The organism is Rhodococcus sp. NPDC079359, assembly GCF_040702585.1.
GTDB lineage: Bacteria > Actinomycetota > Actinomycetes > Mycobacteriales > Mycobacteriaceae > Rhodococcoides.
Window position 1 is genome coordinate 82,592 of the sequence record NZ_JBFBLH010000013.1, and the last position, 15,551, is coordinate 98,142.

The 15,551-nt window shown below is 65.4% G+C and carries 15 protein-coding genes; 9 read left to right on the forward strand and 6 right to left on the reverse strand.

The window, feature by feature from the left end; translation table 11 throughout:
* The first annotated feature begins 62 nt into the window (after nucleotides 1-62).
* The 6 genes from AB0362_RS23550 to AB0362_RS23575 are packed head-to-tail and all read left to right on the forward strand — an operon-like array spanning nucleotide 63 to nucleotide 5,605.
* Entirely contained in the window at nucleotides 63-614 is a 552-nt protein-coding gene (locus AB0362_RS23550; RefSeq protein WP_317784619.1) for a biotin transporter BioY, read from the forward strand.
* Nucleotides 611-1,738: an AMP-binding protein gene (locus AB0362_RS23555; RefSeq protein ID WP_317810708.1), complete on the forward strand. Its 1,128-nt coding sequence runs from the start codon at nucleotides 611-613 to the stop codon at nucleotides 1,736-1,738. Before AB0362_RS23550 ends, AB0362_RS23555 begins: the two co-directional genes overlap by 4 nt.
* Nucleotides 1,735-2,868, forward strand: coding sequence for a thiolase family protein (locus AB0362_RS23560; RefSeq protein WP_317810707.1), 1,134 nt, complete (start codon nucleotides 1,735-1,737; stop codon nucleotides 2,866-2,868). Before AB0362_RS23555 ends, AB0362_RS23560 begins: the two co-directional genes overlap by 4 nt.
* 10 nt (nucleotides 2,869-2,878) lie before the next feature.
* On the forward strand, nucleotides 2,879-3,559 hold the full coding sequence (locus tag AB0362_RS23565) for an ABC transporter ATP-binding protein (protein WP_317810706.1): 681 nt from the start codon (nucleotides 2,879-2,881) through the stop codon (nucleotides 3,557-3,559).
* Complete coding sequence (locus AB0362_RS23570; RefSeq protein ID WP_317810705.1) at nucleotides 3,556-4,167, forward strand: energy-coupling factor transporter transmembrane protein EcfT; 612 nt, start codon at nucleotides 3,556-3,558, stop codon at nucleotides 4,165-4,167. The genes AB0362_RS23565 and AB0362_RS23570 overlap by 4 nt, the downstream gene beginning before the upstream one ends.
* Nucleotides 4,154-5,605 carry an AMP-binding protein gene (locus AB0362_RS23575; protein ID WP_317810704.1) on the forward strand — a complete coding sequence of 484 codons (1,452 nt, stop codon included), beginning with the start codon at nucleotides 4,154-4,156 and terminating at the stop codon, nucleotides 5,603-5,605. Before AB0362_RS23570 ends, AB0362_RS23575 begins: the two co-directional genes overlap by 14 nt.
* Here AB0362_RS23575 and AB0362_RS23580 read toward each other — a convergent pair.
* The 5 genes from AB0362_RS23580 to aroQ all read right to left on the reverse strand — a co-directional run bounded on the left by AB0362_RS23580 (nucleotide 5,509) and on the right by aroQ (nucleotide 9,838).
* Complete coding sequence (locus AB0362_RS23580; RefSeq protein WP_149407594.1) at nucleotides 5,509-6,285, reverse strand: acyl-ACP thioesterase domain-containing protein; 777 nt, start codon at nucleotides 6,283-6,285, stop codon at nucleotides 5,509-5,511. The two genes, AB0362_RS23575 and AB0362_RS23580, sit on opposite strands and share 97 nt — an antisense overlap.
* Before the next feature lie 36 nt (nucleotides 6,286-6,321).
* Nucleotides 6,322-7,854 carry an NlpC/P60 family protein gene (locus AB0362_RS23585; protein WP_317810703.1) on the reverse strand — a complete coding sequence of 511 codons (1,533 nt, stop codon included), beginning with the start codon at nucleotides 7,852-7,854 and terminating at the stop codon, nucleotides 6,322-6,324.
* Between the two features lie 144 nt (nucleotides 7,855-7,998).
* The gene (locus tag AB0362_RS23590; RefSeq protein ID WP_317810702.1) at nucleotides 7,999-8,571 is read right to left on the reverse strand and encodes a vitamin K epoxide reductase family protein; all 573 of its coding nucleotides are present in this window, start codon (nucleotides 8,569-8,571) and stop codon (nucleotides 7,999-8,001) included.
* Between the two features lie 16 nt (nucleotides 8,572-8,587).
* Nucleotides 8,588-9,340, reverse strand: a complete 753-nt coding sequence (locus AB0362_RS23595) for a thioredoxin domain-containing protein (protein ID WP_317810701.1) — start codon at nucleotides 9,338-9,340, stop codon at nucleotides 8,588-8,590.
* Between the two features lie 63 nt (nucleotides 9,341-9,403).
* Nucleotides 9,404-9,838: a type II 3-dehydroquinate dehydratase gene (gene aroQ, locus AB0362_RS23600; RefSeq protein WP_317810700.1), complete on the reverse strand. Its 435-nt coding sequence runs from the start codon at nucleotides 9,836-9,838 to the stop codon at nucleotides 9,404-9,406.
* A 92-nt stretch (nucleotides 9,839-9,930) separates the two neighbouring features.
* Between aroQ and AB0362_RS23605 the strand changes: the two genes are divergently transcribed.
* Nucleotides 9,931-11,220, forward strand: coding sequence for an MFS transporter (locus AB0362_RS23605; RefSeq protein WP_317798424.1), 1,290 nt, complete (start codon nucleotides 9,931-9,933; stop codon nucleotides 11,218-11,220).
* Between the two features lie 92 nt (nucleotides 11,221-11,312).
* Nucleotides 11,313-13,007 carry an MDR family MFS transporter gene (locus tag AB0362_RS23610; protein WP_366236160.1) on the forward strand — a complete coding sequence of 565 codons (1,695 nt, stop codon included), beginning with the start codon at nucleotides 11,313-11,315 and terminating at the stop codon, nucleotides 13,005-13,007.
* A gap of 37 nt (nucleotides 13,008-13,044) precedes the next feature.
* Here AB0362_RS23610 and AB0362_RS23615 read toward each other — a convergent pair whose 3' ends face one another.
* The gene (locus AB0362_RS23615; protein ID WP_317810698.1) at nucleotides 13,045-13,731 is read right to left on the reverse strand and encodes a TetR/AcrR family transcriptional regulator C-terminal domain-containing protein; all 687 of its coding nucleotides are present in this window, start codon (nucleotides 13,729-13,731) and stop codon (nucleotides 13,045-13,047) included.
* Between the two features lie 397 nt (nucleotides 13,732-14,128).
* On the opposite strand from AB0362_RS23615, the gene AB0362_RS23620 reads away from it, so the two are divergent.
* Nucleotides 14,129-15,547, forward strand: coding sequence for an ice-binding family protein (locus AB0362_RS23620; RefSeq protein WP_366236161.1), 1,419 nt, complete (start codon nucleotides 14,129-14,131; stop codon nucleotides 15,545-15,547).
* Nucleotides 15,548-15,551 lie beyond the last annotated feature (4 nt).

Consider the following 15,551-nt stretch of genomic DNA (forward strand, 5'->3'; position numbering starts at 1 on the left):
GAGGAGCCACCGTGTCAGATGTCGACAGCAGTACCCGCCAGTCGAGCCGTAAGGTCAGCCGAATGAACGTCTCCGCCCGCGACATGGCGCAGATCGCAGTGTTCGCAGCACTCATCGCCGCGCTCGGCCTGCCGGGATCGATCACGGTCGGGTTCTCGGGCGTCCCCATCACCCTGCAGACCCTCGGCATCATCCTGTCGGGCGCGATCCTCGGACCCCGCAAGGGCACGGCCTCGGTTCTGGTGTTCCTCGCCCTGACGATGATCGGCCTGCCGCTGCTGGCGGGCGGGCGTACCGGTCTCGCCGCCATGGCCGGGCCCACCGTCGGGTACCTCATCGGCTGGATTCCAGCCGCTTTCCTGATCGGCCTGCTCACAGCGCGCATCCTGCCCAAGTACTCGATCGTGCTCGGCCTGCTGATCAACGCCGTCGGCGGAATCGTGATCGTCTACGCATTCGGCATCATCGGACTCGTTCTGCGCACCGACGTCGGACTCTGGGCCGCCGTCACCTCCAACGGACCGTTCCTTCCCGGCGACATCGCGAAGGTCGTCGTCGCCACCGTCGTCGCCAAGAGCGTCCACCGCGCGTACCCGGGCCTGATCAAGGCGTGAATCTGACGCTGGGAGGTCGAGGCCGCGACAACGACACCGCCATCTCCTGGGCGGGTCGCACACTCACCTACGCCGAACTCGACGCAGCCGTCGAGCAGTGGCCTCACCTCCCGGTGCACGGCGCTCGATTTCACGACGCATCAGCACTGGAGCTGCCGGACGCGTTGATCTGCGTTTTCGCGGCAGCCAGGCAGGGCAGTGCGGTCCGAGTGGAGGATCCGGCCGCCCGTCCCGAGCGCCCTGCGCACATCGATCCCGATGCGTTCCTTCTGGTGGCAACCTCGGGCTCCACCGGCCGGCCGAAACCGCTCGCTCGCACGGCCGCGTCGTGGGTAGACAGCTTCCCCGAGTTCACCGACATATCCGGTATCCGCCCGACCGACACCGTGCTCATCACCGGGCCGCTGCACGCCACGATGCACCTGTTCGCCGCGGTGCACGCACTGTGGTTGGGGGCGTGCGTCACCGACGATCCCGCGCAGGCCACTGCTGTCCACGCGGTGCCTGCGGTACTCCGTGACACCGTCCGCCGGATGCCTCATGCGCGGATTGCCGTCGCTGCCGGCGCCGGCCTCGATGACGCTGCCGCGCAGACGATCTCGGCGCAAAGCGTCAGGCTGGTCGAATACTACGGCTCGGCGGAGTTGTCGCTGGTGGCGGCGAGGGTGGTGGGCGAACAATCGCCTCTGAGGCTGCTCCGGGATGTCGAAGCACGCACCGAGGACGGGTACCTGTTCGTCCGATCGCCGTACGCCGCGCTGGGTGCGCGCGATTGGTTCGGCGTCGGTGATCTGGCCGAACTGAACGGCTCCGAACTCCTCGTCCACGGCCGCGGAGATGCAGCGATCAACGTGGGCGGAACCACCGTGATCGCCGAGGACGTGGAAAGCATCCTGACCGGGCTCGACGGCGTCCGAGCTGCGGCAGCGATCGGTACACCGCACGCGGTTCTCGGCGAAACGGTCTCAGCCGTCATCGAACTCGACGGAACCCGCGACCTCGAGCTGGTGCGCGCCGACGCTCGCGCAATCATGGCCAAGGAGGCGCTGCCGCGACGCTGGACGGTGGTGCAGCAGTTGCCCCGCACCGCGAGCGGCAAGATCGCCCGAAGGGCCCTGCTGTGAATGTGTCTGCTTCGAACATCCCCGTCATCGTTGCGGCCAAACGTTCGGCAATCGGTATCGCCGGGCACGGCTTCGCCGATGTCACCGCCCCGAACCTCGCCGCGCCCGTGCTGAAAGCTGTTGCAGCAGAAATCACCTCACTCGGCATTCCGATCGACGACGTGATTCTCGGTAATTGCCTCGGTCCCGGCGGTGATGTCGCGCGGGTCTCGTCGCTGCTCGCGGGCCTCGGCGTCGGAGTTCCCGGAGTCACCGTCGATCGGCAGTGCGGATCCGGGCTCGACGCCGTCGCGCAGGCCGCGTCGCGCATCCGCAGCGGTGACGAGACGCTGATACTGGCCGGTGGCGTCGAATCTGCCAGCACCAGCCCCTGGAGGTTCTGGCCACCGGTCGACCGCGAAGAACCCGTCCGCTACACCCGAGCGCCGTTCGCTCCGCCCGGCTTCGAGGACCCGGACATGGGTGTGGCAGCGGACGACCTCGCGCGAATCCGCGGTATCGGGCGCGAACGCCAAGATGCCTACGCTGCACGGTCGTTCGCGCGCGCGGCGGCCTGCGACTTCTCGGCCGAGATTGTCACGGTGAACGATGTCGCAACCGACGAGCGCATCCGCCCCAACATGACCGCCCAGCGACTCAGCAGGCTGCGTCCTACATTCACCCCCGATGGCACGGTGACCGCGGGCAATTCGTGCGGAATATCCGACGGCGCAGCGGTTCTGGCCATCACCACCGCCGAGCGGGCGGCCGGGATGCCGGCGTTGCGCATCCTCGGCAGCGCGGTCGCAGGGTCCGACCCAGCTCTTCCCGGGCTGGGTCCGGTGCCGGCGATCGAGAAGCTGCTCGCCCGCACCGGGGTGGGCCTCGCCGACATCGACACCATCGAAATCACCGAGGCTTTCGCGTCGGTCGTGCTCGCGGTCTCGGATGAATTGGGTCTCGACGAGGACCGCATCTGCCCACAAGGTGGAGCCATCGCGATGGGGCATCCGTGGGGCGCATCGGGCGCAATTCTGCTGGTACGGTTGGCCTCTCGAATGTTGCAACCCGGGGGTCCGGCACTGGGCCTGGCGGCCTGCGCCATCGGCGGCGGGCAGGGAATAGCGATGCTGGTGGAACGAGCGACATGAGCAGGGTCATATGAGCACAATCAAGTTCGAGAACATTTCGCATTCGTTCGGAGAACGGCAGGTGCTGCACGGCATCGACCTCGAGTTCGACGAGCGCCGGATCGGCATCATCGGCTCCAACGGCTCCGGCAAGTCGACGCTCGCGCGGATGATCAACGGTCTGATCAAACCCGATACGGGCCGTGTCACGGTCGACGGTATCGACGCCGCCAAGAAGGGCGCGCAGGTACGCAAGAAGGTCGGCTTCGTGTTCACCGACCCCGATTCGCAGATCGTGATGCCCACTGTCGCCGAGGATCTCGCGTTCTCGCTGCGCAGGTCCGGGCTGAACAAGCAGCAGGTGGCCGAGCGGGTGGAGGAGATTCTCGTCCGATTCCGTCTCGATCAGCACCGCGACCATCCGGCGCATCTGCTCTCCGGTGGACAGAAACAACTGCTGGCGATCGGTGCCGTCCTCATCCGACGACCGGAGGTGGTCGTTGCGGACGAACCGACCACGCTGCTGGATCTGCGGAACGGACGCGTCGTCGCGCAGGCTCTGGATTCGATGGACCAGCAAGTCATCGTCGTGACCCACCAACTGGCCCTGCTGGACAGCTTCGAGCGCGTCATCGTCATCGACGACGGCCGCATCGCGTTCGACGGCACCCCCGCCGCCGCGGTCCCGGCCTATCGGGAGCTGATCGGATGATCGGTCTCTACCGGCCCGGTACCTCGCTGCTGCACCGGATGAGCCCGGGATCGAAGCTGCTGGCGCTGATCCTCGCGATCCTGGGGACGGTGATCTTCGCGCGCACTCCGCTCGAGGTCGCAGCGGTAGCGGTGCTGGTCGCGGCATTGTTCGCGGTGGCTCGCATTCCAGCGAAAGTCGCACTGGCGCAAATGCGTCCGGTGCTGTGGATGCTGCTGATCATCGGCGTCTTCCAGGTGATCATCACGACCTGGCAGCGCGCCGTCGTGGTGTGTGGGGTACTGGTGATCTCCGTTGCGCTGGCAGCTCTCGTCACCCTCACCACCCGGGTGACCGACATGCTCGATACCGTCACCCGAGCGCTCGGCCCCGTCCGCCGCTTCGGCGTCGACCCGGATCGCATCGGGCTGCTGCTGGCCCTGGCCATCCGATGCATCCCTCTACTCGCGTCCATCGTCCAAGAGGTGTCGCAGGCCCGTAAGGCACGCGGACTGCAGTGGTCGATGACGGCACTGGCAACGCCGGTCCTGGTGCGGGCCCTCCGCACCGCCGACGCCATGGGAGACGCCCTCGTCGCACGCGGTGTAGATGACGATGACCACGAGTGAACTCCTCGCCGCCCGGATAGCGCGGCATTTCGACCGCTCCGAGGCAGCCGTGGTCGACGCGACCGGGGCGATCACCTACCGCGAATTCTGGGACCGGGTGACGCGTGCGGCGTCCGCAGTGGCAGGGATGCGTCGCATCGCGGTTCTGCCGACCTCGGACATCGGATCGTTGGTGGTCGTCGTCGCGGCGATGCATGCCGGGGTGAGTGTCGTTCTGCTGCATCGGCATTTGTTGGCTCCGGAATTCGCCGATGTCGTGGCGGTGTGCGAGCCTTCGCTGATTGCCGCGCATCCGCGTCAGCATGCGAGAGCGCACGGTTGGGGTGCGGTGGACGTGTTCGCACCCGAGGACATGGCTGCCGAGACAACCTCCGCCGTCCCCACCCCCACACCGGACTACGAGTTGCTCGTGGGCGTCACCTCGGGAACCACCGGTCCGCCCAAGCTGTTCGTGCGCAACCAGGCGTCGTGGGCGGCGACGCTGGATCGCTCCGATGCCTTGTTCGATCTCGGTCCGGGAGATCGGGTGTCCGCACCGGGCACTCTCGATCACACGCACTTTCTCTACGGCGCACTGCACGGGCTCACCCGCGGGGCGACAGTCGACCTACGGGAGCCCACGGTGGCTCTCGAAGATGCTGCAACACATCTGTATTCGGTCCCGACCATCGCCTGGGACATCGCTCGCTCGGGAGTGCGATCGAACAGTGTCCGTGAAGTGCTCTCGTCCGCGGCGCGATGGGCGGAGCCGGGGAGGGCCGCTCTGGCGGCGGTACTTCCGAACGCGGCGCTGACACATTTCTACGGTGCGTCGGAGCTCAGTTTCGTTTCCTACGACCGAAGCGAAAGCAACGGCGCGGAGGCCCGCGGTCAGCTGTTCGACGGGGTCGAGGTCGAGATCAGGGACGAGCTGCTGCATGTCCGCAGCGACATGCTGTTCGACGGCTACCTGAGCCGAGTGGGAGGCCACACCACCCTGACGAACGGGCCGGTCGACGGATGGATGACCGTCGGCGATCGCGGCAGTGTCGAAGAGGGCCGACTGACCTTGCACGGCCGCGGCAGCGAGACGATCGTCCGGGCCGGTCTCACGGTGGAGTTGACCCCGATCGAGGCGGCCCTGCTCGAAGTTCCCGGTGTGCTCGAAGCCGGGGTGGTCGGGTTGCCCAACGACAGAACCGGTGAGGAACCTGCTGCCGGAGTTGTTGTGGCGCAGACCGATTCCATATCCGTAGCTCGGATTCGCCGCCACCTGCGCACCGTGCTGCCGGGGCCGAGCCTGCCCGTGGTGATCGCCGTCGTGGACGCTCTTCCGCGTACGCCGCGCGGCAAACTCGACCGTCAGGCTCTGGCGGCAACCTTGGCCACGGTGCGGACCGTAGGCTCGCCGGATGCTCCGGTGACGACGAACCAGACGGTCAACGCGCCGCCCTCGTAGCGGTGGCGCAGAGTGACCCGTTCACCCGCCAGCACCGGGCTCAGGTATTCGATGACGGCGCGGTGCGGCGACGCGGCCAGCTCGGGCACGTCGACCAGCAACTCCTCGATCGCGTGCCAGTAGACCGCATTGTTGAGGTGGTCGAACGGATCGATATCGGTTGCGCGCAAGGGGAACTGCACATCCGTGGTCGATTCGGCCGGCACCGGCTCGGTCAGCCATGCCTTCCATCGCAACCGGTGTTGATCGGTGGTTCGCGCCAGCATTTCCAGGGCGCCGTCGCTGATGCGGGTCGGCATTCCGGTGTCCTTGCTGATGTTGATCCAGAAGCCCTCGGTCTCGATGCGCCCACCCTTCGGTGTCGTCAGTGCCACGCGCATGTTCGACCACCGCGTCGACATCGACGAACACCAACGCCGCATGTGCACTCGGTCCGGGAAATGGATCGGCTCGAAGACGTCGATGACGGTGCGCCGCACGATCCACATGGGATCCGTCTTGCCCAGGGGAGTGGCGTCGAGATTGTCGGTACCGATGTCCTGCAGGTAGCGGGCAACGCCGTCGAACCGTAGTCGGTTGTTCGGATCGATGTCGCCGGTCCGCACCGGCCAGTCGGTCTCGAAACCCTCACCGGGCGGCGGCTCCGGTGCCAGTTCGTCGTCGAATCCTGCCGGTTCCACACGTGCATTGGTCACGTCCGCACTGTACGCGCGCACCTACACGATGTGACGGGCGCGCATACCGTCGAACACCGGTGCCACGCGCACCACGTCGCCGCGTTGGGGTGCGTGGACCATCTGGCCGTTGCCCATGTAGATCGCCACGTGGCCCGGCCCGGCCGGCCCGAAGTTACCGAACAGCAGATCGCCCGGTTGCGCCAGTTCCATCGGGATCTCGGTGCCCACGTTCCACTGAGTCTCCGAGGTTCGGGGCAGCGTCACCTTTCCGCCCGAGGCCTTGTAGAGGGCATACGACGTCAGACCCGAGCAGTCGAATCCGCCGCCCGACGGTCCGTTGATGTTGCCGCCGCCCCACACGTACGGAAGTCCCAGATAGTCCATCGCCAACTGCACCGATCGGCCGCCGATTCCGGTGAGGTCGAGTCCGGCGAACGGGGTCAGGATGGCGGCGAACTGCGTTTCGGTCGCCCGGATGCGAGAGACGTACGGCTTGGTCTGCGTCTCGTAATCGAATGTGCCAGAGGGCATACCGCCCGATCGCAGCACCGCTCCCGCGCCGGCGTTGTATCCGGCCAGGGTCAGATCCAAGGTGTCACCGGACACCTTGCCCTCGCGCTTCCATCCGTCGACCTGCCCGTAGATATCGCACAGCAGTGTGCCCGACGCCATCACCGAATCACCGATGCTGTTGACGTCGGTGACACCGTTGCCGTCGTAGTCCTTGCCGTAGGTCGCCCAGGTTCCTGGCATGAACTGCCCTGGCCCCTGCGCGCCGGTGCTCGAGACCGGAGCAGTGGGGCCGTGCCGAAAACCGTTCTCGGCGGCATACAGTGCCGCGATCGTGGTCGCTTTGACGCCGCCGCAGATGTTGCCCGCCTTCTGCAGCCACGGCACGAAGGCGGTGATCGCTCCCACGGCACCCAAGCCGATCGCGCCCACGTTGATGCCGGTGAACGTGGCGGGTTGACCGGGAAACAGCGCACGCCTGATGGCCTCGGCCGACGCCATGAACGCGGTCTGGGTGGCGATATCGGCGGCGGTGTACGTACGGCCGGCGAATTGAACGGCACCGGCACCGAGCGCGGCTGCGGTGGTGGACAGCGCATTCGACGACCCAGCGCCCGAGGAGAACACACTGAACGGCAGTGGCGCGCTGGGTACCGCCGCAGCGAGAGCGGCAGGAGCGGCGGTAAGAACATCTGCCGCCGCCGCAGCAGGATCGGTGCCACTGGCCGGATCAGCGGTATCTGCTGCTTCTGTGTCCACTGCTTCGATGTCTTCGACCGTCGGCAGGTCGGGGAGCATCGGTTCGGCGGCGGTGTGCAGGCCCTCGGCGGCGTCCGAGAGGGTGCGGTCGGCGATGTCGGCGGCCGGTTCGGGCATGGTGCCCAGTAGTTCGGTCCACTGATCGCTCATCGTCTTCGCCTGATCTTCGGCGTTGGCGGCAATGTCTGCCGCCTGGTCCTGCACCGCCTGATCGGGAATCGGAGCCGGGGCGTCGGTTCCGGCGACTACACCGGCGGCGGACACGATGACGGCAACGATGACTGCGAATGGATCGCCTGCCATGTATCGACTCCTGCTACTCGAACGATCTTCCCCGAGCCAGGAGCTGTGATCAGTCTCACTCGGGTGCTGCACCCATCATGCACGGTGCAGACGTTCGACTCATGAGATTCGCAAAAGGAAATGCAGGGTTGTCAGAGCAGTATTTCAAACCAAGGTTGCCCAGTAGTCCGAGAAGCGGATTCCGATGAGCGCGACGACGATTGCGTACCACACGGCGAGCAGCGTCCAGCGCCATTCCAGGAAGAGTCGGCCGACGCTGCCGCCGCCGTTCGGGCCGGAGCCGACCAATCGGCTCAGAGCCAGCACGAACAACGGCATCGTCACCGCCCACACCACCATGCAGTAGGGGCACAGGGCGTTGATCACGTACAGACTCTCGAAGATCAGCCAGTGCACGAAGACCTCGCCGAGCAGCAGGCCTGCACTCAGTCCGAGCCAGAACCAGTGCGGTAGTTCGACGCGGCCGAGCCAGAGCACCCCGGCGACGAGAGCAATGGAGAAGGCGACGATGCCGAGGATGGGATTCGGAAAACCGAACAGCGCAGCCTGTTTCGTCACCATCACCGAGCCGCACGAGAGCACCGGATTCAGGCTGCACGACGGGACGTACGACGCGTCCTCGAGCAGTTTGAATCGCTCGATCGTCAGCGTCATCGCGGCGAGTAGCCCGAGCGCGCTGAAGACGGTGAATACAACAGCGCCTGCGCGTGTCCTCATGGCGACCGGTTGCCGCTCAGTTACCGGCAGCGGCGGCGAGGATGTTCTCCGGCGTCGGGTTGGAGATGTCGGTGCCGTTGACGCGCACGTTCGGCGTTCCGTTGATGCCTTCGCCGAGGACCGACTGTGTCTGGGTGGTGACCCAATCGGTGTAGCTGCCGTCGGTGATGCACGACGCGACGGCGGGGGAGTCGGCCCCTGCAGAGGCGGCGATCGCGACGAGCTCGTCGTTCGTCAGTCCGGTTCCGCCCTCGGCCGGCTGCTGCTCGAACATGGCGGTGTGCCAGTTCATCCAGTTGTCGCGGTCGTTCTCGGCGACGCAGATCGCGGCGCTTGCCGCGCGGGTGGAGTACATGGTTCCGTTCGAGAACCGGTCGAGAATGGAGATGGGGCGGTAGTCGACGGCGACATTGCCCGCGTCGGCCAGCTGCTGCAACGTCGATCCGCTGATGGCCTCGAAGTTCTTGCACGCCGGGCACTGGAAGTCCTCGACGACGCTGACGACGGTGGTGGCATCGGGGTTGCCGAAGCGGATGGCACCGTCGTCCGTCACCGACGTGGGAGTGAGCTGGGCCCCGGTCGATTCGCCGGAGCCTGCGGCGGAAGATGCATCCCCAGACGTCGAATCCTTGTTGACGATGAAGAGGGCAATCGCCGCCACGAGTGCGATCAGAACGACTGCGACGACGATCTGGATCAGAGTCCGACGATTCTTGTCGCCGTTCTGCATGGCCTTGATGTCTTTCGAGACGTTCTTGCTCGTGTTCACGGCGACCAGTTTATGCAGGACAACCTGAGTGTCAGATGAGAGCTGGGTTGAACGAGAGCTGTGTCAGATAAGCGCAGCCAGTCTTTCGATGGCGAATCGGTATCCGTCGATCCCGAGTCCGGCGATGACGCCGCTGGCGATGGGGGAGACGAAGGAGTGGTGCCGGAACTCCTCACGGGCGTGCACGTTGGAGATGTGCACCTCGATGATCGGCACCTCGGGGATGACGAGAGCGTCGCGCAGCGCCACCGAGGTGTGCGTCAGCCCGCCCGGGTTGATGACGATGCCCGACGCCACCCCGCGGGCCTCGTGGATCCAGTCGATGAGCTGGCCCTCGTGGTTGGACTGCTCTGCCTTGACGGAGAGTCCGTGCTCGGCGGCGGTCTTCTCGCACAGGGCGACGACGTCGGCGAGGGTGGCGTGGCCGTACACCTCCGGCTGCCTGGTGCCGAGCATGTTCAGATTCGGACCGTTGAGCACCAACAGCTGCTTGGCCACGACGTCGCTCCATTTCTTGCTTCGGGTACTACTGCCTGCTCCGGGGACTACCGGCTACGACTATTCCACAGCGTGGTTGACACAATCGTCCGGTGAGTACTGGCAAGGCAGTCTGGGTGGTGTGGGGCGTCGGCGTCTTCGCCTACATCGTCGGAGTGCTGCATCGAACGTCGTTCGGCGTCGCCGGGCTGAGTGCGGCGGATCGATTCTCGGTGTCGCCGTCGCTGCTGTCGTCGTTCGTGGTGCTGCAGGTGATCGTCTACGCGGGGATGCAGATCCCGGCCGGGGTGCTGTTGGATCGCATCGGTTCGCGCAAGATGATCGCCGCAGGCGCGCTGATCATGGCGTCGGCACAGATCACGCTGGCGTTGACGGAGTCGCTTCCGGTCGCGGTGGTCGCGCGCGCGTTCGTCGGCGTGGGCGACGCTCTCACCTTCATCTCGGTGCTGCGGTTGGTGCCGGTGTGGTTCACGCCGCGGCGAGTGCCGATCGTCTCGCAGCTGACCGGTCTGCTCGGCCAGCTCGGCCAGGTGCTCTCGGCGGTCCCGTTCCTGATTCTGTTGAACGGACCCGGTTGGACGTTCGCGTTCGGTAGCGCAGCGGCACTCGGTCTCCTTGCACTCGTACTGGTTCTCGCGCTCGTCAGGGATCGCCCCGACGACGGAGCTGCCCCCGTGTTCGAGCCGACGACGCTGAAACAGACCCTCGCCTCCATCGCCGAGGTGTGGCGACGCCCCGGCACCCGGCTCGGCTTCTTCTCGCACATGGGTACCCAGTTCTCCATCACGGTGTTCGCGTTGCTGTGGGGTGTTCCGTACCTGACGTCGGCACAGGGCCTGTCGGCGTCGACGGCCGGAGCGTTGCTGACGGTGTCGGTGGCATCGGCGGTGGCGTCGGGCATCGTGGTTGGTGTTCTCACCGGGCGTTATCCGATGCGACGGTCGTGGCTGGTGCTGGCGATCATGATCAGCAACGCGACCATGTGGGCGATCGTGTTGGCGTTGCCCGGGCCCGCTCCGCTGTGGTTGCTGGTGTTGCTCGTGGTGGTGATCTCGGTGGGTGGCCCCGGTTCGGTGATCGGGTTCGACCTCGCGCGAACGTTCAATCCGAGCGCCAATCTGGGGACGGCGCAGGGGATGGTGAACATCGGTGGTTTCCTGGCGTCGCTGTTGGTGATCGCGGCGATCGGCTGGATTCTCGACGCGATGGGCGGCTACACGTTCGACGGATTCCGGGTGGCGCTGCTCGCGCAGTTCCCGGTGTGGATCGTCGCGATCATCGGTGTCCTGTCGACGCGTCGCAAGACTCGTCGAGTGCTCGCTGCCGAAGGTATTCACCCGCACACGATGCGTGAGGTGCGGGACCGGATTCGCCGCAAATAAACCTTTGCGCAGACGGCGTTCTGCGCGCATGCTTGTGTCCCGAATATCGTTGTAGGACACAAGTAAATGCTACGTAAAGGTGAATCCAAGAGATGGTTACCGAGCCAGAAGTGAAGCCCGCGACCGGCGAGTATTCGCATCGCGAGATCATGACGATTCTGTCGGGCCTGATGATGGGCATGTTCCTCGCCGCCCTCGACCAGACCATCGTCTCGACGTCCGTTCGGACCATCGCCGACGACCTCAACGGGTTCTCGGTTCTGGCCTGGGTGACGACGGCCTATCTCATCACCTCGACGGTCTCGACCCCGTTGTACGGCAAGCTGTCCGACCTGTACGGACGCAAGCCGTTCTTCATGACGGCCATCTCGATCTTCGTCGTCGGGTCCATGCTGTGCGGTATCGCGACGTCGATGTACGAACTCGCTGCCTTCCGTGCCATTCAAGGTCTCGGTGCGGGCGGTCTGATGTCGATGGCGCTGGCCATCATCGGCGATATCGTCCCGCCGCGCGAACGTGCCAAGTACCAGGGTTACTTTCTGGCCGTGTTCGGCACCTCCAGCGTGCTCGGGCCGGTCATCGGTGGACTGCTCGCCGGGCAGTCGTCGATCCTCGGAATCACCGGTTGGCGTTGGGTTTTCTACATCAACGTCCCGTTGGGGATCATCGCGCTCGTCGTCGTGTGGCGAGTGCTGAACCTGCCGGTCTACCGCCGCGAGGCGCGCGTCGACTGGTGGGGCGCAGTGCTTCTCAGCGTTGGCCTCGTGCCGCTGCTCATCATCGCCGAGCAGGGGCGCGTGTGGGGATGGAGCTCGCCGCGGGCCCTGCTGTGCTTCGGAATCGGCATCGTCGGCGTCATCGCGTTCGTGCTCGCCGAGATCAAGATGGGCGACGACGCCCTGATCCCCATGCGGTTCTTCCGAAACCCGTTGTTCTCGTTGTGTATTGCTGTCAGCGTCATCGCCGGCGCAGCGATGTTCGGTGGCATCTCGCTACTGCCGCAGTACCTGCAGGTGGTCAAGGGATCCTCCCCGACGCTGGCCGGGTACCAGACCCTGCCCCTCGTCGGTGCCTTGATGGTCGCGTCGATCGTCTCGGGTCGCATGATCTCGAAGACGGGGCGGTACAAGATCTTTCCGATCGTCGGTACTGCACTGATGGCCATCGCGATGTTCGTCTTCCACTACGTGCACGCCGACACCCCGCTGTGGCAGACGATGGTCGTCATGGGCGTGTTCGGCCTCGGGCTCGGTTCGATGATGCAGCCGCTGACCCTGGCCATCCAGAACGCGATGCCGCCCAAGGACATGGGTGTATCCACCTCTGCCGCAACGTTCTTCCGGCAGATCGGTGCGACGGTGGGTGTGGCGGTGTTCCTGTCGATGCTGTTCACGCAGCTGACCCCCAAGACGGGTGACGCGCTGATTGCCGCGAGTTCGACGCCGGCGTTCCAGCAGGCAGTGCAGAGCGCCGCGACCAGTTCCGATCCACTGGAATCCGGTTTCGCCCAGGCCATCGCCTCGGGTGATGCCTCCGTTGCGGGCAGTGCGCTGCAGGACAGTTCGTTCATTCAGAAGCTCGAACCCGCACTGGCCGAGCCGTTCCGTATCGGGTTCTCCGACGCCATGGACTACGTGTTCCTGGCCGTGTCGATCCTGATGGTCCTCGGCTTCGTGCTGGTGCTGTTCCTGAAGGAGGTGCCGCTGCGGACGATGTCGGGCATGGCTGCGGCGCAGCAGCAGCGTGACGAAGAGAAGGCACAGGAGGCGGGACCCGGCTTGCTGTAGATGCTGTGAAGCGTTTCGCCCGCGGTGTCGGCGGGTTTCATCGCGGCGCGATGGTGCTCACGAGACCTGCGAACAGGACGTCCAGGCCGTGCTCGAGCTCGTGGGCACCGTCGTACGCGGTGATGAGCGGCGGCAGCGTTGACAGCAACGGAAATTCGTCGGCGGGGAGTCGGCGCAACGCCAGGCTGAGGCGGTCGCCGGTCTCGTCCGGATTCTCGATCATTTCCTGGGTCTCGCTCAGCACGTGACCTCGGAGGAAGGATTTGAGCAGCCGATAGGTCGACAACGCCTCGGGTGCGGTGAATCCTGCGTTGGTCATCAACGCCATCACGCTTTCGAGTGACCGTAAAGACCTCGTGGTGCCCAGCCCGAGCGGCGTCCGATGCGGGCGAGTGGACAGCAGAATTGCCGCGTGTGGGTGCTCGAGTGCGAGACGGCGATAGTGCCGGGCGAACAAGCGAAGCTGTCCCTGCCAGTCGGGGTCCGTTCGGTCGACCGTGACGAGCGGGCTGAGAATCGAATCGGCGATGGCGTCGAGCAGTGCTTCCTTCGTCGGAAGGTACCGGTACACCGTCATCGGATCGCGATCGATCGACGTCGCCAGGCTGCGGATCGAGAGGCTGTCGAGTCCGGTTCGGTCGACGATGGACAGTGCGGCCGACACCACGTAGTCGCGGTCGATCTTGTCCTTGGAGTGTGGGCCGAATCGGTCTGCAGTGGACATCGGCTGGCACTCCTTTCGAAAAGCTGTGATCCGACCGGTAAGTAGCGTCAAACAAACTTGTTGTTCACCAACGTATTTCGCTTGACGCACGATGTTACACGTGGTGTGCTGTAGCTCTACACCGTAGAGATACGGGGAAACTCTTAGTTGCGGAGTGGGCCAAGAGCCTCCGCTTACTTCTCACTCCTATCGCTGTGTTGCAAAAAGCCGGCAGGCGATGCCATCGAAGTGCACAGACCGCGAGACCTCGACGCCCCTGGTGTATTCCAGTGAACATCGTCGAAAGTCGCGACATCACTTGCAACGCAATCGAACTCGTCGGGGGATCGATGCGTGACCCATGAAGCGTGGCAGCACGCCCGCTTCGTCCCCCCACCAGCAGATCGGTATGTAATCCATGCATGCTCCGCAGCGCACCCATGCGTCCACCATCACCGGCCGCAGCAAGACGCTCGTTCCTTTCGTAGGAACAATTGCCCTGGCCACCAGCGCTCTCATGCTGGTCAGTGCCCCACTGGCGCTGGCCCAGCCCACCACGGTGGGCCTCGGAACCGCAGAGACGTTCGCTGTGCTGGCCGGCTCCACAGTCACCAACACCGGCACCTCGACCATCAGCGGCGACGTCGGCGTCAGTCCAGGCGAGGGTGAGCCGCCGAGTGTCACCGGCTTTCCGCCCGCCTTGGTCACGGGCGGGGTGATCCACGACCGCGATACCGTTGCTGCACAAGCACAGTCGGATCTCACCGTCGGCTACAACGACGCGGCCGGTCGAACCGGCCCGGCGGACGTCGGAGTCGAACTCGGCGGGCAGACTCTCCTGGCCGGACTGTACGGAGGCTCGGGCACTCTCGGCCTGACCGGGACTCTGACACTCGATGCGCAGGGCAACTCCAACGCAGTGTTCATCTTTCAAGCGGCATCGACGCTGATCACTGCCTCGAACAGTCGGGTATCGCTCACCAACGGGGCGAATCCATGCAACGTGTTCTGGCAGATCGGCAGCTCCGCGACACTGGGCACCGACACCCAGTTCGTCGGCACCGTCATGGCGCTGGCGTCCATCACTGCGACCACCGGTGCCACCGTCGACGGACGCTTGCTCGCCCGGAACGGTGCCGTGACGTTGGACTCGAACCGCATCACCAGCCCGAACTGTGCAACCGTTCCGCCGACGACCACAACGCCCCCGACCACTACGACACCCCCGGTGACCACTACGCCTCCGGTCACGACAACGCCCCCGGTCACCACGACGCCTCCGGTCACCACGACTCCTCCCGGTGACGGTGGCGGTACACCGGATATTCCGGGTGACGGTGGCGGAACGCCGGGTACGCCGGGTACCCCGGGTGACGGTGGCGGAACGCCGCCGATCGTCATCGAAGTACCCCCGATCCCAGGCCTGCCGCCCGTCCCCGGCATCACGATCCCGGCGATCCCCGGTATCCCGAACCAGCCGAACGTGCCGAATCAGCCGAACGTGCCGAATCAGCCGAACGTGCCCAACCAGCCGAACGTGCCCAACCAGCCGAACGTGCCCAACCAGCCGAACGTGCCCAACACGCCTGATCAGCCGAACACCCCCAACACACCCGGTGTTCCGAATCAGCCGAACACGCCGAGCGGCCCGGATCAGCCGGGCACGTACAACCCGGGTGGGCAGATCACGCAGATCCCGAACGGTGGCGTCGACACCGGTGACGGCAGTACTGTGTCATCCTCTGACGCAACGCCGTTCGTTGCGATCTGGACATTGCTGGCCGTGCTCGCGGTCGGTGCAGTCTCTGCCTTGACTCTGACTCGTCGTCGGCACTGATCGG